The 21,355-nt window shown below is 40.7% G+C and carries 19 protein-coding genes, 2 tRNA genes and 1 pseudogene; 5 read left to right on the top strand and 17 right to left on the bottom strand.

Features of this window, described 5'->3' with window-relative positions; translation table 11 throughout:
* Positions 1 to 11 precede the first annotated feature (11 nt).
* The 3 genes from Q0541_RS33135 to nifD all read left to right on the top strand — a co-directional run bounded on the left by Q0541_RS33135 (position 12) and on the right by nifD (position 3,160).
* Positions 12 to 368: a group 1 truncated hemoglobin gene (locus tag Q0541_RS33135; RefSeq protein ID WP_298921122.1), complete on the top strand. Its 357-nt coding sequence runs from the start codon at positions 12 to 14 to the stop codon at positions 366 to 368.
* A gap of 353 nt (positions 369 to 721) precedes the next feature.
* Positions 722 to 1,615, top strand: coding sequence for a nitrogenase iron protein (gene nifH, locus Q0541_RS33130; RefSeq protein ID WP_298921119.1), 894 nt, complete (start codon positions 722 to 724; stop codon positions 1,613 to 1,615).
* Positions 1,616 to 1,771: 156 nt separating this feature from the next.
* Positions 1,772 to 3,160: a nitrogenase molybdenum-iron protein alpha chain gene (nifD, locus tag Q0541_RS33125; protein ID WP_298921237.1), complete on the top strand. Its 1,389-nt coding sequence runs from the start codon at positions 1,772 to 1,774 to the stop codon at positions 3,158 to 3,160.
* Between the two features lie 214 nt (positions 3,161 to 3,374).
* Here nifD and Q0541_RS33120 read toward each other — a convergent pair whose 3' ends face one another.
* The 14 genes and pseudogenes from Q0541_RS33120 to Q0541_RS33055 form a co-directional block, all read right to left on the bottom strand.
* Positions 3,375 to 3,875 carry a hypothetical protein gene (locus Q0541_RS33120; RefSeq protein WP_298921118.1) on the bottom strand — a complete coding sequence of 167 codons (501 nt, stop codon included), beginning with the start codon at positions 3,873 to 3,875 and terminating at the stop codon, positions 3,375 to 3,377.
* Positions 3,876 to 5,199: 1,324 nt separating this feature from the next.
* Positions 5,200 to 5,808, bottom strand: coding sequence for a hypothetical protein (locus Q0541_RS33115; protein ID WP_298921116.1), 609 nt, complete (start codon positions 5,806 to 5,808; stop codon positions 5,200 to 5,202).
* 587 nt (positions 5,809 to 6,395) lie between these two features.
* Positions 6,396 to 7,349 carry a polyphosphate kinase 2 gene (gene ppk2 / locus Q0541_RS33110; RefSeq protein ID WP_298921114.1) on the bottom strand — a complete coding sequence of 318 codons (954 nt, stop codon included), beginning with the start codon at positions 7,347 to 7,349 and terminating at the stop codon, positions 6,396 to 6,398.
* Positions 7,350 to 7,607: 258 nt separating this feature from the next.
* A complete protein-coding gene (locus Q0541_RS33105; protein WP_298921112.1) occupies positions 7,608 to 8,351 on the bottom strand; it encodes an HNH endonuclease in 744 nt (247 codons plus the stop codon).
* Entirely contained in the window at positions 8,314 to 9,261 is a 948-nt protein-coding gene (locus tag Q0541_RS33100) for a DNA adenine methylase (RefSeq protein WP_298921110.1), read from the bottom strand. The genes Q0541_RS33105 and Q0541_RS33100 overlap by 38 nt, the downstream gene beginning before the upstream one ends.
* 273 nt (positions 9,262 to 9,534) lie before the next feature.
* Positions 9,535 to 11,058 (bottom strand): slipin family protein, encoded by a 1,524-nt coding sequence (locus tag Q0541_RS33095; RefSeq protein WP_298921108.1) that lies wholly within the window; start codon positions 11,056 to 11,058, stop codon positions 9,535 to 9,537.
* A 662-nt stretch (positions 11,059 to 11,720) separates the two neighbouring features.
* Positions 11,721 to 11,795: transfer RNA gene (locus tag Q0541_RS33090), tRNA-Met, on the bottom strand.
* Positions 11,795 to 11,870, bottom strand: a tRNA-Met gene (locus tag Q0541_RS33085). Before Q0541_RS33085 ends, Q0541_RS33090 begins: the two co-directional genes overlap by 1 nt.
* A gap of 205 nt (positions 11,871 to 12,075) precedes the next feature.
* On the bottom strand, positions 12,076 to 12,654 hold the full coding sequence (locus Q0541_RS33080; RefSeq protein ID WP_298921105.1) for a hypothetical protein: 579 nt from the start codon (positions 12,652 to 12,654) through the stop codon (positions 12,076 to 12,078).
* Positions 12,600 to 12,803: a hypothetical protein gene (locus Q0541_RS33075; protein ID WP_298921103.1), complete on the bottom strand. Its 204-nt coding sequence runs from the start codon at positions 12,801 to 12,803 to the stop codon at positions 12,600 to 12,602. Before Q0541_RS33075 ends, Q0541_RS33080 begins: the two co-directional genes overlap by 55 nt.
* 38 nt (positions 12,804 to 12,841) lie before the next feature.
* A pseudogene (locus Q0541_RS33070) lies at positions 12,842 to 13,117 on the bottom strand (XisI protein); the annotation flags it as partial.
* Between the two features lie 55 nt (positions 13,118 to 13,172).
* Complete coding sequence (locus tag Q0541_RS33065; RefSeq protein WP_298921101.1) at positions 13,173 to 14,045, bottom strand: restriction endonuclease; 873 nt, start codon at positions 14,043 to 14,045, stop codon at positions 13,173 to 13,175.
* Positions 14,046 to 14,725: 680 nt separating this feature from the next.
* Positions 14,726 to 14,932, bottom strand: a complete 207-nt coding sequence (locus Q0541_RS33060) for a hypothetical protein (protein ID WP_298921099.1) — start codon at positions 14,930 to 14,932, stop codon at positions 14,726 to 14,728.
* Between the two features lie 141 nt (positions 14,933 to 15,073).
* A complete protein-coding gene (locus Q0541_RS33055; protein WP_298921097.1) occupies positions 15,074 to 15,808 on the bottom strand; it encodes an SDR family oxidoreductase in 735 nt (244 codons plus the stop codon).
* Between the two features lie 1,030 nt (positions 15,809 to 16,838).
* Here Q0541_RS33055 and Q0541_RS33050 point away from each other — a divergent pair.
* Positions 16,839 to 17,798, top strand: coding sequence for an orange carotenoid protein N-terminal domain-containing protein (locus tag Q0541_RS33050; protein WP_298921094.1), 960 nt, complete (start codon positions 16,839 to 16,841; stop codon positions 17,796 to 17,798).
* 390 nt (positions 17,799 to 18,188) lie between these two features.
* Here Q0541_RS33050 and Q0541_RS33045 read toward each other — a convergent pair whose 3' ends face one another.
* Both Q0541_RS33045 and Q0541_RS33040 read right to left on the bottom strand, forming a co-directional pair.
* On the bottom strand, positions 18,189 to 19,073 hold the full coding sequence (locus Q0541_RS33045) for a glycoside hydrolase family 75 protein (RefSeq protein ID WP_298921091.1): 885 nt from the start codon (positions 19,071 to 19,073) through the stop codon (positions 18,189 to 18,191).
* A 248-nt stretch (positions 19,074 to 19,321) separates the two neighbouring features.
* Positions 19,322 to 20,119, bottom strand: coding sequence for a dienelactone hydrolase family protein (locus Q0541_RS33040; RefSeq protein ID WP_298921089.1), 798 nt, complete (start codon positions 20,117 to 20,119; stop codon positions 19,322 to 19,324).
* 284 nt (positions 20,120 to 20,403) lie between these two features.
* Between Q0541_RS33040 and Q0541_RS33035 the strand changes: the two genes are divergently transcribed.
* Complete coding sequence (locus Q0541_RS33035) at positions 20,404 to 20,955, top strand: DUF2267 domain-containing protein (protein ID WP_298921087.1); 552 nt, start codon at positions 20,404 to 20,406, stop codon at positions 20,953 to 20,955.
* Between the two features lie 96 nt (positions 20,956 to 21,051).
* On the opposite strand, the gene Q0541_RS33030 is transcribed toward Q0541_RS33035, so the two are convergent.
* Entirely contained in the window at positions 21,052 to 21,300 is a 249-nt protein-coding gene (locus Q0541_RS33030; RefSeq protein WP_298921086.1) for a hypothetical protein, read from the bottom strand.
* Between the last annotated feature and the right edge of the window lie 55 nt (positions 21,301 to 21,355).

Raw genomic sequence — 21,355 nt, 5'->3', positions numbered from 1 at the left:
AGGAACAGGATATGAGTACATTGTACGACAAACTTGGCGGACAACCAGCTATTGAACAAATAGTAGATGAACTCCACAAACGCATTGCAACAGACAGTCTCCTCAATCCCATTTTTGCTGGTACAGATATGGTCAAGCAACGTAATCATCTAGTTGCTTTCTTATCTCAAATTTTTGAGGGGCCAAAGCAATACGCAGGTCGTCCAATGGACAAAACACACGCTGGAATGAATTTACAGCAACAACACTTCGATGAGATCGCAAAACTCCTGAGTGAATCAATGGCTGTACGTGGAGAGTCGCCAGAAGACACCCAAGCTGCACTAGAGCGCGTCTCAAATTTCAAGGGCGCTATTTTGAACAAGTAATAGGACTTATGCATTGATTGTTGACAAATAGCAACATCAAGTCCTATTTAGTTTTTCCAGCTGAAACACATTATGACGTATTTGTAAATTGCGTAAGCTCTTAGTCATTAATCAGGATAAATGATTAATGACTAAGGACAAAAGAAAATAAAAAAGACAAACAAAATTTAACGAGGAAATAGATGTACCTGCTTTCAATAATTTTAGCTGTGGAGCGATCGCCCCCAGCAGGCACCTATGCCAACGCTACCAACGATGCTCTACACGTGCTCACTACTGTCGCTCAACAGGTGTGAACGCAACTGACAAAGGCAAAGACCCACCAACCAACCAATTGCAGGGAAATACGAATCATGACTGAAGAAAAGATTAGACAGATAGCTTTCTACGGTAAGGGCGGTATCGGTAAATCTACCACTTCCCAAAACACCTTGGCAGCTATGGCAGAAATGGGTCAACGCATCCTCATCGTCGGTTGCGACCCTAAAGCTGACTCCACGCGTTTGATGCTGCACAGCAAAGCTCAAACAACCGTTCTTCACCTCGCCGCAGAACGTGGCGCAGTAGAAGATATCGAAATCGAAGAAGTGATGCTCAAGGGTTTTCGTGACGTTCTTTGCGTAGAATCTGGTGGTCCAGAACCCGGAGTAGGTTGTGCAGGTCGTGGTATTATCACCGCCATCAACTTCTTAGAAGAAAACGGTGCTTACCAAGACCTAGACTTCGTATCTTACGACGTGTTAGGTGACGTTGTGTGCGGTGGTTTCGCAATGCCTATCCGTGAAGGTAAGGCACAAGAAATCTACATCGTCACATCAGGTGAAATGATGGCGATGTACGCTGCTAACAACATTGCTCGTGGTGTTCTCAAGTATGCTCACACTGGTGGCGTGCGCTTGGGTGGTTTGATTTGTAATAGCCGTAACACTGACCGGGAAATCGAATTGATCGAAACCTTGGCAAAACGGTTGAACACCCAAATGATTCACTTCGTACCCCGTGACAACATCGTTCAACACGCAGAATTGCGCCGGATGACTGTTAACGAGTACGCACCCGAAAGCAACCAAGCTAACGAATATCGGACATTGGCTACCAAGATCATCGACAACAAGAATCTAGCTATTCCTACACCTATCGAGATGGAAGAACTAGAAGAATTGTTGATTGAATTCGGTATTCTCGAAAGCGAGGAAAATGCTGCAATGTTGGTTGGCAAGACTGCTACTGAGGTTCCTGTAGTATAAGTCGCTGCTAAGAAATAATGCTCTAGCACAAGGAAAAAGGAAGAGTTCCATATCTTACCTTTTACCTTTGACCCTCTCCTCTACATCTCCCCCCTAACCTTAGAGGGGACTCCAAGTCCCCCTATGCCTGATCCTTACGAGTCACAAAGGTTAAGTATGACACCTCCAGAAAATCAAAACATCATCCAAGAAAGAAAAGAACTAATTAAAGAAGTTCTCAGTGCTTATCCTGAAAAAGCCGCTAAAAAGCGGGAAAAACATTTAAACGTATACGAAGAAGGTAAGTCCGACTGCGGCGTTAAGTCTAACGTTAAATCCCTTCCTGGTGTCATGACCGCTCGTGGTTGTGCTTACGCCGGTTCTAAAGGTGTGGTTTGGGGCCCTATTAAGGACATGATCCACATCAGCCACGGGCCTGTTGGTTGCGGTTATTATTCTTGGTCTGGTCGTCGTAATTACTACATCGGTACTACAGGTATTGACTCCTTTGGTACCATGAACTTCACCTCCGACTTCCAAGAACGAGATATCGTCTTTGGTGGTGACAAGAAACTTGTCAAGCTTATCCAAGAACTAGATGTACTTTTCCCCCTCAACCGTGGTGTTTCCATTCAATCTGAATGTCCCATCGGTCTAATTGGGGATGACATCGAAGCTGTTGCTCGGAAGACATCGAAAGAAATTGGCAAGCCAGTTGTACCTGTGCGTTGCGAAGGCTTCCGGGGTGTTTCCCAATCTTTGGGACACCACATTGCTAACGACATGGTTCGTGACTGGGTGTTCACCAAATCCGACCAAGCCAAGAAAGACGGTACACTCAAGTTTGAAGGTACCCCTTATGACGTAGCTGTTATCGGTGACTACAACATCGGTGGAGATGCTTGGGCTAGCCGTATCCTGTTAGAAGAAATCGGCTTGCGCGTAGTCGCTCAGTGGTCAGGTGATGGCACCCTCAACGAAATGTTGATGACCCCCAATGTGAAGATGAACCTCATCCACTGCTATCGGTCGATGAACTACATCAGCCGTCACATGGAAGAAGCTTACGGAATACCCTGGTTGGAGTACAATTTCTTCGGGCCCACCAAGATTGCTGAATCTTTACGGGAAATTGCTTCTAAGTTTGACGAGACAATCCAAGCAAATGCTGAGAAGGTCATCGCCAAGTATCAGCCCACAATGGATACGATTCTTGGAAAGTATCGCCCCCGCTTGGAAGGTAAGACTGTCGCCATCATGGTTGGTGGTCTGCGTCCTCGCCACGTTGTCCCAGCTTTCCAAGACTTGGGTATGAAGATGATTGGTACAGGTTATGAGTTCGCTCATAATGACGACTACAAACGTACCACTGGCTACATCGAAAACGGCACCATCGTTTATGACGACGTTACCGCTTACGAATTCGAGGAATTTATCAAAGCGCTCAAGCCCGACCTTGTAGCCTCTGGTGTGAAAGAGAAGTACGTCTTCCAAAAGATGGGTCTACCTTTCCGTCAAATGCACTCTTGGGATTACTCCGAACCTAGCGATCGCTCCTACAATTGATATAATGCAAGGTTTTTTAGCGGTGGGATAAAAAAGAGCCTATTTTTAGCCTAAATCCAAGTTGCAGGATTATTTAGGAACAATCTGTTTTGATGCTTCAGATAGTATAACTCTTATTCAGTCTGCTTTTAAGATTTTGTTTGCATTTTGCTCAAAGAAAAACTGTAAAATCAAAGACCATTTTAAATGATGATTTTTTAGATTAAAAATAGCCCTATAATTTATCATAGATAGAACTTTTCCTTGTACACCTTTGGTAAAGGCAAGCAGCAGAAATAAACCAAAGCCACCAGAATCTTAGCAGGAAAAGATCATAAGTTAATCTTGGTGTTCTTAAATCAGCAAAAGTTTGCTTAAAGCTGCTAACAAACAAAATATAGATTGCAAAAATCGCAACAATTGGCAAAATCGATAACACAAGTATTCCAAAATCCCGAATAACTAAGGATCTAAATTTTGGCAGAATAAGCCATTGCGGTGGATTTGACCACAGAAGCTTGAGCAAAAGCGCATATACTCTTGTCAAAATCAAAAACCAGATGAGAGCTAACAGCAATGCAATAGCAGCAACGGCAAAGAAAAAAATTAGACCATTGTTACTTGCGTTACCTGTGACGGCTATAAGGCCGCCTACAAGTGAGTAGCGCCAGAATTCAAACGCCAAAACTACGGTTGCACCGAAGTAGGCTGGTATTGCTAACTTAATAGCCATCATCCACGACTTTGAATAAGGTAGCCAAGCAGGAAACCAACTTTTATTGCTCATAAACTAAATGTTGGTTTCAAGTCGCGGGTAGAATATCTGCCGAATAAAAGTCATTACGATAGCTGCTCATAATTTATCGGAAGAATCGTAATCAATTAATTTCTGTGATAATGCCAGAGGATTTATAAAAGCAGGGTTAAGAGTGATCACACTTCAACATAATATAAGTAGGTTGGTTCAAATAAACCTAACTATGTAACAAAATGTAAAATGGTCTAAACCCTTGTCATTAATTCACTTTGCTTTGCTACGTTTGCAATGACATAGTTATAAATTTCCCCACCCACCTACTTAATGCAAGCTTTTTTAGCGGCGACAGAAAAAATAATTATCGCCGCAACCAGTTAAATAACTTAACTAATTGATACAATCATGAGACTTTTTAACATTAATACAAATATCTCTTGTTTTGATCAGATTGCCAGAGACTTGTTCAATGAAATGTCCTCCTTCGTAATGACTTCCCTTTCCGTGGCTGTTTGTTCCCCCAGACCTATGGCTACCTGTACGGTTAGCTGCGTATGACGGCGTTATAAACACACAGAAAACAAATAGAAAAATAACACAGATAGCAATAATTTTTTTCAGATGTTTGCTCATGATTATCAGTTATTTTGTTTATTCAACACCTCTTGTATAACTTTGCATTTTTTCTATAGCATCGGAACTTATACGGAAAGTCAGTAAACTTAGTCTTACTTAAAGTCACGGTATATTTAGTTAGAAACTTAGCACCAACCGCACAGCAATGCTAAATATTATGTATAGGATTTATGTCAATAATGAAAGAACCGCAAATTTCCAGATGATTCGTGGAATTCGCAAATATATTTAGCAACGGAGGGTAATAGAAATGATTTAATTGCTTTTATGTGTGATCGCCCCAACTCGATAATATTTAAATATTGTGTGTGAAATGGAAAAGATGTAGGCTGTGTTGTGATCGTCTTTAAAGATTATCTGTGAGATGCACAAGAAGTAAACCGTTGTAGCGATCGCCCTCACTCGACAATAAACTAGGCGATCGCATTAAACCGTCCAATCCTCTATTAACAATCTAGGTACTTTGCCCAAATCCCGATGATTGCGTGTTGATAAAACTAATTTACGAGATAGTGCGACGCCGAATAGCCCGTCGTAGACATTACAGTAAAAGAAGTAGACTGTTGTAGCGAGCGCCTTTAAGTATTATCTACGGGATGCATAAGAAGTAGGGTGTTGTAGCGATCGCCCCAACTCAGTAGTAGATTCATCCACTTGCAAGAACAAAGTGTTACACAAATTCACTACTGAATTTCTGAACAATTGTCTGTACAATTCCCAAAATGGCTCCGACGTTATCCAAGTAATATCTTTGCTTATCAAGCAAAGCCACTTTTTGCGAAAGTTGCAGAAACTGCCATACTTCTCCTGTTGTCACACATCCATACACGGGTATTTCTGCTTGTCCAGATGAACGATTGAATAAATCCGCCGCCACCATTTGCGCGATGCACTGTCCTAACCCAGCTTCAACATCATTTTTCTTCGCTTCCACAACAGTAAGAATTGGGCTTCGCAACGGTGGTAAAGGTGGAGCTATTGCTAAAATAAAATCACATTCCCCAATCAAGCCCTGTACAGGATCAACGTCAAGTCTTTGTCCAGAGAAAATAGCCAAGCTATCTTGGCTGAGATCCCGACAGGTTAGTAAAATCGGTACAATAATAAATTCGCTCCGAGCCTTTTCACTAATCAGAGCTAATTGGGTTCGCTTTCCTAAAGTTTCATTTAACCACGAAGGAATAGAAAGAGGTACAAGCTTAGGAAACAGATCGGCTTCTTGGGTGGTGATTCCCAAAACAGCCGCAGCTTTTTCTAGAGTAAAGTCGCTGTACGCCATAGTTTTGCACTGCTTTGAGTATATGACGTTTTCAATAAAAGGGAATTGTTTCTATTTTACCCCTGTTGTAGAGATATCTTAAGGATTCTGTGTGAAATGCTCCCGAATAGCTGGTCGTAGAGATGTCTACGACCAGCTATTCGGCGTCTACCCAACTCGATAATATGTGACTGCATATTTAGAGATGATGTGTGCGATGCACAAGAAATAGGCGCTGTGAATGGCGAATGCGATCGTCAAATAACAGATTCTGAAGCTATTTGATAATGCAGCTTGATTGGAAACTTACCTACGAACCCACCTTTCTGTAATGCTACTGTGCAAAAACAGGAAGACCCGCCACCGATGCCATTTGAGATATATTATTGATGTATTGTGTTTTTTAACGCTACAAGGAGACTCAGGCTTCTTGGCATATTCAATAGACCTCTTGCAAAAGTCAAAAAATCAGGAATGTCATTTTGAGCGGAACGCAGTGCAGAGAAGAATCTTACAAAATGTTTAGCTCCGCTCAATATGACAATTTAAGTATTTATGCAAGAGGTCTAATCATTAGCGAGAAGCTGCAACACAACGTCTGATGTTGCTTAATACACTTGAGGGACAAAGAACTGCTCATTGCGGGGGGCGCGAACATAATTCTGTGCCACAGGTCTTGACGAAAGCTCTAAGGGAGGAGGCGTCATATCTTCGTAAGGAACTTTGCTCAACAAATGATGAATGCAGTTGAGCCGCGCCCGTTTTTTATCATCCGCTTCAATCGTAAACCAGGGGGCTTCTGGAATATTCGTATATGCAAACATGGTATCTTTTGCTTTGGAGAATTCTACCCAGCGATTACGTGATTCCAAATCCATCGAGCTGAGTTTCCAGCGCCTTGCTGGATCGTAACTGCGAGAGAGAAAGCGTTGCTCTTGCTCCTCATCGCTGACGGAGAACCAATACTTGATTAAAACAATGCCTGAACGTACCAGCATTCGTTCAAATTCAGGGCAAGATTGCATGAATTCTTGATATTCTGCTTCAGTACAAAAACCCATCACCCGTTCAACTCCGGCTCGGTTGTACCAACTGCGATCGAACAGGACAATTTCGCCTGCTGTCGGAAGATGTTGCACGTAGCGCTGAAAATACCACTGAGTTTTCTCACGATCAGAGGGGGTTCCCAAGGCAATTACACGACAGCCACGAGGATTCAGTGGCTCAGAAATGCGTTTAATTACTCCTCCTTTGCCGGCAGCATCGCGCCCTTCAAATATTACGACAACCCGATAGCCAACGTGCTTAATCCAGTATTGCATTTTGACTAACTCAATCTGGAGTTGCTCTAGTTCAGTTTCAAAAGTGTTTTTGGGAATTTTTTTGGCAATAGCTTCAGTGCTAACTTCAAAAATCCCTTTTGATTTTTTAGATTTTTTCTTGTCTTTTGCCTTTGCTAGGTTTTCTATTAAATCTGTAGTGGGTTGAGCTAGACCATTATTTTGCTGGTTTTTAATTTCATCAATTGACATCGCAGTTACTCCATGCCATTGAATTGGCATAATTGCTTATCTATTAAGTATATATTTTATTGAGTTTAAATATACACCTTTGCTAGTATTAGTAAACTAAAAATGTAAAATCTTTATCCATCTTTCGTTATAGTCAATTTCAATTTTTAGTTTAATTGCACAATGCAGCAAGACCCATCGAAAAGCGATCGCTCACTGGACGAACCTTTAAAATTGCTAATGCGGCGCTTCCCAAGGAGACGGCAGCAAAAAACGACATGGCGCAATGTAGCTTTACATGAAATGGTATTATCTGTCACCGTTTTGCCTAATTTCTCGTTCAACGATCTCTTTGATAAATTCAGGTATTTCTTTGTTTAATCTTACGGCCTGTTGTTTTAATTTTTCAAAAATTTCAATATTATCCCCTTGCCACATAATGTCTATCCTCCTAACTTGTTGCATCGTAACATGCGTGTAATTTTCTGGATACGCCCAGTAACATGACAAGCAAATAGATTTGTCTTTTATCCTTTTCCAATTTTCACAATGCTCACATGACCAAGATTTTGCCCGATTAGCTGAACCACAAAGTAACATAAAGCTTTCAGACTCTAGCTCTGGCTCTCCGTCAACTTCAAAAGGAACGCGGTGATCGATTTGCAATTCGCGCTTATCAACTTTCTGCAAGTAGATGAAGCACTTACAGCCATATTTCTTGATCAATTCATCTTTCAACTGTTTGGATAAGCCCGTTCTACCAGATAGCCTAGAAAATCTAGCCTTACTGATATCTCCAAATTTATAAGCAGCTATTCTCCTTGCATCAGTTCCTGTAACGCGGAATGTCTCCAGAGGAATTCCATGTTCCCGAACATCTCTAGCTGCTCTGGGAGGATGATTGTAACCGTACCTTTGTTTCAACTCTTCTGTTGTTACAAAACCATATTGCAAGATATGATCGATAACAGCTTTTGGCCTTTTAGCGGTTACTGACTGACAAAGTTGGATGAAATCATCGGGTAAGTGAGGGTGCTGTTGAGAACTGTCCATGCCGTTCCAGAAGAGTAATCTGTTTATGTGCTTTGCTAATATAGCTCTCCAAATCTAAATTGCGATCGCACGATAAATTTGACGATAAATACAAAGACTCTACTGTAATTTCTTGTCTACCTAATAATGTTGCTTGAGATGAGCGTCCAACTTCAATTTCAATTTTTTTAAGTCCTAATTCTTCAGGAAATTCCCTCCCAAAGGTTTTATTTCCTCGTTTGCCATCATAACTTATTGCAAACATTATTTCCTTTCGATTCAACTCTTTGATAGCTACAACAAAATCATCGAAATTAATCCCAGAATAATATCTTGAATCTCTATTACCGCATACACCTTGATATGGGGGGTCTATATAGACAAAATCACTATTTCTAACTTCAGCTAGAACATCTTTGTAGTCCAAGTATGTAAATATACACTTTCCCTTAAGAAGCCTAGAAACTCCTTCTATATTTTTCCTCATCTTCTCAGGTTGGGTTCCCTTTCTCCTTTTATCAGGGCTTTGATTAAAGAACCCTTCAGAGTTATACCGTACAGCACCTTTTACACATCGAGCCAACAAGTATAGAAAAAGCTTTGGATTGTTAGTTTTATTGAATCTTTCTCTGGCTTGATAAAAGTGTTCTACAGAATTATCATGCTGCTCATTCCATATATCAGTATAAGCATTTGCTATTTCATTTGGTTCCTCCACAATCAACTCCAATAGCTCAACCAGAGGTTTATTTAGATCATTAATCCAAAATTTTTGTGAAATTTCTTTATTAGAGACAGCGATACTAATTGCAGCAGTTCCTGAAAATGGCTCTACCAGCCTCTTTACTCTGTTGGGTAGAAATCTGAGAATGTCTGAAGCTAGATTTCTCTTACTGCCTTGATATTGAATTGGATGTGGGATACTAGTCATCTCAAATAGAGAACAAATGATTTAGATAACTCTATCACGAGAATTAAGAGGGCTAACGGCTCAACAGATTATGTGTGAGATACTAACTTCACAAAAGTAATTACATAAAATCCGTAGGGTGCGTTGTCGCGTAGCGCAACGCACCTCAATAACCGTCATTGCAAGTGAAACGTTCGCGGAGCGTCTCGTAGAGAAGCAATCCCAAAACCCTGTGATTGCGTCATTTCAAATGACATATTATCGGTAAGCAACCGGACATGATATAATATGTCACTACCGATTAATACTAATCAAGTCCGTCAAAATACTATCCAAACTGCCGTTAACTTGAATCCGATCAATCTTCTCTGCAATCCGCTCTAATATTTCCAGTTCCTTCAAACGCAATGCGACGGGGTTATCCTCCATCACTTTGGCAGTATTTAGCATACTGCGGGTAGCAGCCGTTTCTTCTCTACGTCTGACTACGTTTGCTTGAGCGGCTTTTTCTGCCTCGACTACCTTGCTCAAGATAGTCTTAATCTCACCAGGTAAAATAATATCTTTGACACCTACAGAATCTACTTCAATCCCATAGTCTGCGGCTTTCTGACGAATGTATTCAGATATACTTCTATCAATTGCACCTTTATCTTCCAATAAACCATCTAAGTTGCGTTCGCCGACTGCACCACGCAAAGCAAACTGTAATTCTTTGTATAAGAACCCGGAAATATCTGACAACCCGTTTTTTGCCCTCAATGGGTCTTGGATGCGGAAGCCAGCAGTCAAATTCAACCGCAGAGGTACTTTATCTTTAGAGAGGATGTCTTGACCGGATACTTCCATATTTTGCAGCCGGAGGTCGATGGTTTCAGTTTGAAAAGAGCGGCCAAATAACCACCAAGCGTGTACTCCTGGCGATCGCTGCCCTTGAAACTCTTGATTAATGTATACTAGTCCAACGTGCTGGGCGGGAACTTGGCAAATATGCAAACAGTTACGACTGAGCAATTTCACTTCTATTGAACCCTCAACCAACTCAGCCACTAAGGCAGACTGTAACTGAGCATCAGCGCTGATGTCGATAATTTCTACTTCAACACCCTGCCAAAACAGCTTGCGGCTGGTGGGTGGCAAAATAGAAATCACTTTCCCCCGATACCGCACAATTGCAACTTGCGAAGCCAGTAATTGCACTGATTCACAATAGGCAGCAATAAAGTCAGGATGTTTTTCAATGAGTACATCTTCGAGGGGAAAGTCTGGGTTAGGCACAATCCGGCTGAGAGTCCTGACTGTAACATCTCTATCTACCGACCAGAAAGCATACTCTCCTGGTTCTAGAGGTCGCACAAAATTATTTTGCAGATATAGTAAACCAATCTCAGACTCTGAGATTTGGAACTTTTTGAGTCCATTCAACCCAACTGAACGCAATTGCTGCACAAAGGAACCAGGTAATTCCCAGCTTTCTTCCAAGTTGAAGAGATAAGATTCTACCTCAATAAAACCACGCCAAAAAGCTATCAATTTATTTGGTGCAATGCTTACCCAATTCTGACCGCAGCGGACTAAGGCAACTTGGTTAAATCCGGTTCTGATAATCAATAAATGTTGTTGCAGTTCAGTCTGATGATTTCGCAACAACAGTTCTAAGTTTTCAATCTGAGCTTGTGGCTGGTTGAGATCGTAGATTTTGACTTGCCAATGCCAACCAAAATAAGTATGTGTACCGGGCTGCAAAATTTTCTTAAAGTCACTGCGGTGATATAAAATGCCGATTTCGTTAGGTTTGATATAAAATGTTTCCCACATAGTAATTTGCATAAATAATTTGGGCGATACCTTAGGTAAGCTAGGCGATGCCTGCGGCGGGCGTAGCCATCGCAACCAGCTAAAAAGATTTGATCAAGACATTTATAACCTTGCTTGAACTCAAATACCACCTACGATGCAAATCGCTGTCTCAGAGCTTAAGTAATCAAGTAGACAGAATTTATCTTGAGGTTCTTGGAATTTACAAACCTGTGGAAAAAGGCTAAAGAATTGGTTTTAGCTGCTTATACTACTATATACTACAAAATATTTTTTTACTCTGCCAGTGCAAGTGTTTACAGTTTAGGTGCGGGCAAAAACTTCTCCAAAGCTGGATTAAGATTGCTGTTACTTTTCCCAGACTGCTCAATGGCAATCTAGAAAAAGAGAACCGCGCTCAAATATACCGTTCGCTTTGCTAATCCAGAATTCTGAAGAAAAACTAGATGTAGGAAACGAAGGGACATACTCAAGTTAGGGAGAAATGCAGTTGCGCTTGCTCCTTGACAGTGGCTACCGAACATCACCCTTACGAGTAATGACCGACAGCAGAACACTTGCACCGCAGAGGTTGGAAAATGACGGACTCGAACCGTTTTGGGATTTCTCCCGTACCATATTGGCTACCGTGACGGGGTAGTGTCTTTTGACCCGGACAGGGTTGGTGGAAAGTATAGGAATCGAACCTACAACACATCGATTATGAGTCGATTGCTCTACCAGTGAGCTAACTTCCTGGGGTTTGATACAGGACTCGAACCTGTGACGCATCGATTATGAGTCGATTGCTCTACCAACTGAGCTAATCAAACGATGGTATAGTTTCAAGCACTCGGCGGTATACGCTCATACCAGAGATTGGCGCACCAGTTAGGCATATAGAACCTAAACTATAGCTTTGTAACTTTGTTACTATCCAGCTCCAAATTTAGCACATGGAAATTCTGAGGTGCTACAACTACGCCCATTGTAGACATCACCTCAATTTGACCTATGCTCACGATTCATTCTTGTGGCTCAGTCTGGGAAAGCTAGACCAGTCATTGGGTCACGGATATATAACCCTAATGTGAGACTACGTATCACTTCATCCCAAATGGGTATTAGTGGCTCTGCTTGATCTACCCAATAATCGAATGTAATCAAGCACTGAACATTCGACCCCAAACCAATGCAAGTCCGCGAAAAAGCTTCGCGTGGTTCTTCCTGAGTGTCAATAAACTTCATCTCTGTCCAAACAATCCTGGCGGTTTGGCGCTTAATGGTAAAAATTTCTCCCTTAGCAATGACGTTGCGACTGTCGTCTTCCATGATTTTCTTCAATGTGGATTTTAGCGGAAACTGGCTCCAGTCGTTGGGTGGCAGACGATTAAAAGATACTTCCAGACAGCAATCATCGTTGGGCGGTTTTTTATCGAGGAACTTGAATGATTTTTCTTGTGGCTCAAAAACCCAATCCTGGGGAACATTGAAGCGAACAGCGCCTCGATCTGCGACAAATATTTTGTAGCCTGATGGAGATTCCCAGCGATGGTCAGGTTTTAATTCAAGCGTTTCTTTAATCCACTGGAGATTGCTTTTTTTACGCTTTGCCATAGTGTTTTTGCTTTCTCTGTTGAAGAGGGCGTAGGCGTTAGCCCGTCGTAGACATCGCTTAGATTTGGGTCGTAGGCGATGTCTACGACCGACTGTTCGGCATCGCTCACTTTGTTAATATTATCAAATTGCTTGAGATTATGGTGCATTGCGCCTTTGCAACAATGTACCTAATAAATAGGAAAATTTAAGCGATACCGTACTCTGTGTACTGTCGTTTGTATGGAGGTTGTAAACCTAGCACAATGTCTTCCTTTGATACTTTCATAGCAACTAACTCCTCGGCTGGATTTTGATCGGTCAAATTCTGCTGAAGCCAAATTTTACCATCTCTAATATCAAAATGCATAATGCAGCGATAAATACGGTTAGACCCTTGCCAGCCAACATTCATCCCCTGATAATGATCTCGCTCTGTATCAAGAATAAGTTGAACTTCTACTTCATGATCTGATTTATCATTTTAGATTTTAGGAGCTAGTATATTGTAGCTACGGGAGGGATGAGTTAATTGACTATCAATAATGAATTCCCTCTAATTCAATATCTCCCATAACGCTACCTTTCTCATTCACAAAAAGAAGGGTTCCCTCTAATGCATCTTGAACTAAAGTATTAGCAATGTCACCACCATCTATAACAATCTGATCAGTTGCTTCTCCGACTTCATAATCAACCTTTACACTTGATAACTTAAGCTCCAACTGACTTGACTGCTCAACCCAATAACCGTTTATAAAAGTCTTTTTCCAAGTATGAGTACCTGAAATATTTTCTAAGTCGAGAACTGGTAAATAAGCTAAAAGCTTAGAAAGTATAATTGTTTCTCCGCTATCTCTATCCTCAATAATTACTCCTTGAGTTTCAATCACTGATGTGGATTCTATTCTCCGGATTAATTCTTGTCGTTGAGGAGTTAAATTTGATGCAAGCCAGCTTTCATCGAGATTCATTTGCAGCCTAGGATTTAAAGGAAGCCTTGCAGTTAAATTGATGTGAATAGCCCTTAATCGTTCTTTGTAGTCAGTATCTTTAGCTTCTCTCAAAACTTTAAGCCCAATACCTTTGCTAGTAGCATATGTTTTTGCACCTGATGTAAAGCCAACTGGTGAGATAATGACTCCGCGTAAACCAGATACGTCATCTAGAACACCCCAAAAATCTCTAACAATACCTATGTCAACCCTTGTTTTATGAAGCTTGCATTCTAATGCGACGCGGTGAGTAACTCCAGCGATACGATACTCCCAATAAACATCAATCTGGTGTTCTTGGCCACTTACCCCTTTAAGCTTTATATTGTGATCAACTCTGATGGATTTTAAAGCTTGTGCTTTCAGCAAAATCTGCTGTATATCTCGAACGAAAAGTTCGTATTCCGTACTATTCATATAGACACTTATCTATAAACTATTTGAAAGTCTAACTATTTATTAGACGGAAACTTTCCGTATAATTACCCGATTTGGGATAGTTATCCAGAATTTTTCTATCTAATACACACATTTAGACAGAATACAGGCTGTATTTAAGCGTTATGCTTTGCGATCGCACTGCCATCACGATAATCCTAACTGGTCATTACAGCACAGAAATATCGATAAAGTCGAATTTAGTTAGCAAAATGGCATTTTACTTTCTTAAACCCCAGTTTGCTTTCTCATTTCAGTAGTTCGCGCATTCATGACAAATATCGCACTTGTAGCAAAAACCATTGCAGATTTGCCAGAATTCTCTTAGGCTGATCTATACGGAAATTTGGCGTTGCATAAATGCGGGATGAATTGGCGGTTAAAACCATTATTAATTCGTTATCAATTGTGCGAAATCATCCCCTAATTCAGCAACGCCGGAAATTTTTCAAAGTAAAGAATACCTGAGTTCATTGCCAGTGTGGAGAGCAAGAATGGAAAGAAACCAACAGCGACAACTTAGGATGTGTGCAATTACTCAAAATTTTGTCAAGCCCAAATAATTGCGTAGACGCAAAGCGGCTTGTCGTAGACATCGCTCTCAGATATTTGGGTGATATTGTGGTGCGTTGCGCTTTGCGACAACGCACTCTACAAAACTAGACTGGTGTAGTTCCTAAACCACCGAAAGGATCTAAAATTGTATCTCCCGAAGATAAACCAGCTTCTTGGATACATGCTGAGACGAACTCAGGTGAATATCCAGCTATGAAATTTACCCATCTGTGAATAGGATGACGTGAGCTTGTAAGATTTGTTGGTGCAAGAGCCGGATGTATGGAATCAGTAAAAAGAGAAAGCTGCATTAGATGGTTTTAATTTTCGGAATTTAGGTCTATTCATCATCTGGCAAATAGCTTTGACAGCGTAACATAATTTGCTGATTCTCCAGCGATCGCAAATGAAATAAGTTTTTCTTTAAAGAAGCTGGTATCCAATCCTTAAAATCAATAAGGGCTGGCGGTGGGGCGCACAATGATTTCGCTAACATCAACGTCGTTAGGTTGTTCGATCGCAAATGCGATCGCTCTAGCAATAGCCTCTGGTGGAATAGCAATCTGCCGGAAATCCTGCATCCCCCGACGCGCCTCGCTATCCGAAATACTATCGGCCAGTTCTGATTCCGTTACTCCAGGGGAAATCACTGTTACCCGGATGTCGCTGACTTCCTGGCGCAGTCCCTCGGAAATAGCACCCACTGCAAACTTCGTAGCACAGTAAACGGCTGCGGTGGGACTTACTGCATGTCCACCAATTGATGATATGTTGATGAACTGACCAAATCCCTGTTCTTTCATAATTGGTAATCCAGCAGCAATACCATGCAGGACACCTCGAATGTTTACGTCGATCATCCGATTCCATTCCTCAACCTTGAGGGCTTCCAGTTTTGAAAGCGGCATGACGCCTGCATTGTTCACAATTACGTCGATGCGGCCAAACGTCTTTTGAGCGAATCCGACAAATTCCTCCATGTCATTGCGTTGCGTGACATCTAACTGCTTATAGTGCGCTGAACCACCCTCGTTGCGAATTGCCGTCACAAGAGTTTCCAGGCGATCGGTGCGACGCGCACCTAATACCACATGTGCGCCTCTACCAGCGAGTAAGCGGGCGCTAGCTTCACCGATGCCGCTGCTTGCACCCGTAATTAAAACGACTTTCTTCTCAATTTCTGACATGCGTAATTCTTTTTATTGTTTAGGTTACGGAAATTGTCCATATATTTACCCTAATTGAGACGGAAGCTCTTTAATGTAAAGAATATTAAGCTTAATTTGGCAAATCAGTTTAAGTGTTTCTTTAATCTACAAGAGATTATTTTTTAGGCTTTGGGATAGTGTTTTTGCTGCTATATAAATACTATACAAGTATAAACATTTATTTTTTACTTCATAAGGAGCAATTATTGTCAGATCATAGTTTGACCCCAACTCGGCAGCCAAAAGATTGAGCTAGAGCTATCCCCTAACCAAACGGCGATCGCAACAGGGCGGCTGCATTATATCAACAAGAGCAATCTATTCTCAATAGATGGGGAACTAATCTCATTAACCTATGCTTATTGCTAAAGATTTAGGCATCACTTTGAGTCTTGGAAACTAAACTAAACGAGAAATGCTGATTTTTTCGTTAATTCTTAACCTTGGTTGTGATCAAGAGTAATTTAGATGCGTTTGCCCTGGCGATCGCAAAAAATTTGGAAGTTGCGTCTTACTAATAAATGAACCAACAGGCTTACATTATACGGATTTCACTTTATTTAACCCAGCCTCCGCCTAGAGATCGATCTGCTGCAACACATACAGTAATTAAAAAAAAACAAAGTTGAGCAATTACAAAATTATATTTTCATTGCTAAAAAACTCTTAAACGAAGATATATTTATCTATATAGATAGATCCTATATAGATAAATACATTCCTCAAGGAAGATAGATTTTAAAAAAACTACTTTTATTAGACTATAAAATTGAAAAACTAATAGTTAATATACATTTAATTCAATGATATACATCAGATAAATCTTCTAAATCTTAGTCTTTTATTAACCTTTGCCAGTTATGATACCAGAGTAGGGAATGATAATGATTCGGACTTGGATATCTAGGGATAGTTGTATCATCCCGGAAAAATCCCCTAGATTTATCCCCAAGCTACAAAATGTAGCTGAAAGCAACCACTGAATAGGTAAATCTTTGAGGTAATAAGCATGAGTTATACTATCGAATCCGCACGCAATATTTTCTCTAACACTCAAGTGGCAGATGCTGTTCCAGCCACTACAGCAATGTTTGCTGAACTCAACATTGAGGATCAACTGGCATTTCTCTGGTATGCCTACGCTGAATTAGGTCGTACAATTACTCCGGCTGCTCCCGGAAAAGCAAATCTCCAATTAATGGAAGGTATATTCAACCAAATTAAGCAGATGTCTCATGATGAACAAACACAATTAATGAGAGATTTAGCAGGTAATGCTGATACTCCTATCAGCCGTTCCTATTCATACTTTGGTGTCAACGCTAAATTGGGATTCTGGTGGCAATTAGGAGAGTGGATGAAAGAGGGTATCGTCACTCCCATGCCAGTTGGCTATCAAATGTCAACTCAAGTTAAAACAGTGTTACAAGCAGTTCAGAGAATCGATCAAAGTCAGCAAATTACTGTACTACGCAATACTGTAGTAAATATGGGGTTCGATCCGTCTCTGGCTAAAGACAAACAGGCGCAAGTCATAAACTTTAAGTTCCCACGTGCATCCCTAAGTCCCCAATTTACTATTGAGGGAGTGACAGCACCGACAGTGCTGAAATACATTGAAGCCATGAATGGAGATAACTTTGAAGCTGCTGTTGCTTTATTTGCTAACAACGGAGCGCTGCAACCACCCTTCCAAAAACCAATTGTTGGTCGAGAAGCGATCACTTCCTACCTACGAGATGAGGGACAAGGGTTAGTGATGAAGCCAACCAAAGGCGTCTCGGAAACTATAGAAGATGGTTATACACAGCATAAAATTACTGGTACCGTCGAAACTCCTTGGTTTGGAGGTAATGTTGGCATGAACATTGCTTGGCGATTTTTACTCAATCCTCAAGATCAAATTTACTTCGTGGCTATTGACTTACTTGCTTCTCCCAAAGAACTGCTTAACCTAACTCGCAAGTAAAACTTCTTTGCTCTGTTAATACAAAAGCAATTGCGCTTATCTAAGATGATGTTTTAAAAAGGTTTTTTGCTCTCATAGTTAGCAAAGCATTGCATCTTAGTACATAGCTAAAACCTGAATTTGGCGTTGTACTTAACCCAGTGCAGAACTGCAAAATTATAACTTTCGGGACTTTTAAAACATCCTCTAAGCACCATGACGATCATCAACTAAAATTTCAATCAATGCTCGGTTCACCTAGAACCGAGCTTTAATCAAATGTAGGCAAACTAGTGTAAATTGGCTGTTCACTCAAATCAACGTCACTCAATTTTTGATTTTGGATTTACGATTTGTTGGAGTCAGTATTTTTGGTATTGCGATCGCCCTAAATTTGTATAAGCTACACTTTTATAAGGACTTTATCCGTTCTACGCCACCCCATATTTCAAAAAGCCGTTTAGTTTCAGCTTCTATATCTGAAGTTTTTCTTGGCTGTCCATTCCCAGAACCTGGGAAAACAACATAAATGATGTCTTTGGGAATTCCTCGCCTAACTCTTGAGCGCACGAATGGATCGTTTCCAAGAGCCTGAGACAGAGCTACTGAACCCTCCCCTATTTGGTTCTTAGGCCCAATATCAGCATAAATTGCAAAAATGAGTTTTTCATTATTAGTGTTGTAAACAACTGCAAAATCTCCTAATTTAACGCCTGTAAGCTTTCTGAAATCAGCGTTTTCCGGAAGAACAATATACTGGATCTTTGTTGAATCAACATATCGGCGTGGATCTTGTTTGACAAATCCAGAGTCGAATAATGCAGTTGTAGAAATATAGTATCCAGGATATAGATCGGTACTGCCTTGAATAAACGGATTTCCGTCTCTATCTACAGCTAGTGCCCACCAGTTACCCGGATGCCCAGCATTTGCCAAAAAATCAATCCCTGTATCTGCTGGATGATAAGTATTAGGCGCACCATCAGCATTAATGCTCATACCTGCTTCATAGAAAAATGCAGATTCTCCATCTGCCTGATGAATAGGAATTTCACCAATCTCAAGAAGAGTCTTGATGGCAAAGATTGTGACTGGACTAAGAAATTTATGAGCTACAAAACCTTCTAAAGTTTTTCCTTCGATAATAGTTGCAACCTTCCACCACTTGTGATTATCCGAATTTTCGATTTTAGATACAATATGTCCTTTTGGAAGAACTGCTATTCGATTGCCATCGTCAACAATAGGTGCTGAACGTATATTCAAACTTTCTGATGTTACTTTGAATTGCTGCATACTTGACTCAAAATTAAAAAACTAAATTGAAACTACACTTAAAAAATAAAATTTAGCGATGTCTACAACAGGCTACGTTTATACATAACCTCATCAATTTTCTAGCTTGATGGAGATTTTCAATTCTGAATTGTTAAATGATGTCCGGCAAAATACCCATAACAAAAACTTTGTTATGTAATGAAGACTTCGGACTAAAGTCCTCACTACGAACATTTTTTACTAAAATTGATTAGCCTGAAATCAGATCACAAGTTATTTTGAAACAGTTCTAGAACATGCTTCCAAGCATCAGGAGCAGCTTCAGAATTATAACTTGGGTGCTGGGCTAAAAATGGGTATTGGTCTTTGAAGAATCCGGCGAAGAATCCGTGTCCGGCGTCGTATCGGAATACACGATGATTTATATTATGTTTTTTTAATTCTGCCTCAATTTGCTTGTTTTCCTCTTGTGAAATTAATGCATCTCTTGTACCAAAAAATGCATAAATAGTACCTTTAATTTCCGAGGTACGATTAATGGTTGGAGTGTCTTCACCATAACTAGCAGTGGTAATCCCACCACCATAGAACGAAGCTGTTGCTTTGATATCGGGTAAAGTTGCAGCTATGTAAGCAACATGACCGCCAAAACAAAAACCAATAGCCCCGATCGCATCATCTTTGACATTGGGTAAAGTTTTCAGGTAAGCGATCGCAGCTTGAATATCACTGAATATCTCTTGATACTTTACTTGTTGATAGTATTCTAAGCCAAGCCGATAGCTTTCTGGGCTATAGCCAACATCTTCTGGGCTAAAGTCAGCCTCAAAATCGGGAGCAATACGTTGATACAGCGCGGGTGCTATTGCTACATAACCTTGTTTAGCTATTAATTCGGTGATATCTCGAATATTACTGTTGATTCCAAAAATTTCTGGAAAAACTATAACTGCCCCAAAGGTTCCCTTTTGTGCTGGTTGAGCTAAGTAAGCATCGATTTCTAAGTCGTTGTTAGGTACTTTGACTTTTGCGGTGTTAATTTCGATGTTTGTCGTTTCTACCATCTTTGTTTCGGCTGATTTTATACCAACTCATCTATTCTGACTGTTTTTCGACACCAATGGGCGATATCTACATGGGCAAAAACACCAGGAGTATTGCTCTACTCAATGAATGGAAATCGCTTACCCTTAAGTATGACTTTGCTGCTGTGAACAGATTAGATGAATTTCTAACTTTTGAATAGATGATATCTCAAACTTCTGGATGATACTAAGGGTTTTTGATTTGTGCGACCTTAATGAAGGTAAGCATAAAGACTCAATATTAAAAAGCACAAGAAAAAACAATGCCTGATGAATCATTTAGAACAAATGTTCCAGAAATTGACCCAACGGAGATTGAAGATTCTCGATCTGTAATCCCCGACGAACATCGCTCGTTCCTAGAAAAAGTCCAGGTCAAAGCCGGATTTGCAGATCCCTATGATGCAAGAGACTTTACCGAAGTTGTGTTTCGCGTTATGCGTGACGTGATGACCACGGACACAATTGATCGCGTCGAGGCAGAACTACATACAGAGGCTATACCTACTGATGAAAAAGCACTCCAGTTTGAAATAGCTGACCTCTGGAAAGACACCAATCCCATTGTGAAATTTTTAAGTCGAATCCGTCAACCTTTGACAGGCCCGGCTCCCCTTGGAATTGATTCCAATTTATTTCTCAGGCGGGTTGCTAATGAAGGAGGACTCCCAGGAACAGTCGAGGTAGAGCAAGCAGTTAAAGCGGTGTTTTCTGCCACCAAAGACCAACTTTCCCAAGAGCGGATTCAGGAAATTGCTGGCTTGCTCCCTGACCGTATCCGTGAGCTTTGGGAGCAGGCTGAATTAGAAAGTTAAAAAAAGTCAAGTCTGTTTGCGAATAATCATCACAAACAGGCTTTTTTATTATAGGTTTACTGATTCACAACCATTAATGTGAGTTTATTTAGACAATCACTCCGCAAGCTTGATCATTTGGTTGACTACCGCGCGTCCTTTCCGTCGATAATCTGACTTGCGTGTTCCACCAGCCATCCCGTACTCATCACTATTTTTGCCATAGCGAGATGCAACACTCAGCAGCATCTGCTCAGAATAAGTATTCAACCCACGTTCTGCTTCTTCTAATGCATTCTGCGTCTTATCCATCATTGTTCGTGTTTGATTATGGGCAGCTAGCTTCTCTCGTAACTCATGAATCATGGTATAGCAATCCTAAATCATTTGTAAAAAATCACAGTTGTTGATACTCTGAACA

This window comes from uncultured Nostoc sp. (assembly GCF_937863485.1).
Taxonomy (GTDB): Bacteria; Cyanobacteriota; Cyanobacteriia; order Cyanobacteriales; family Nostocaceae; genus Nostoc.
This window is presented reverse-complemented; position numbering and strand designations above follow the sequence as displayed.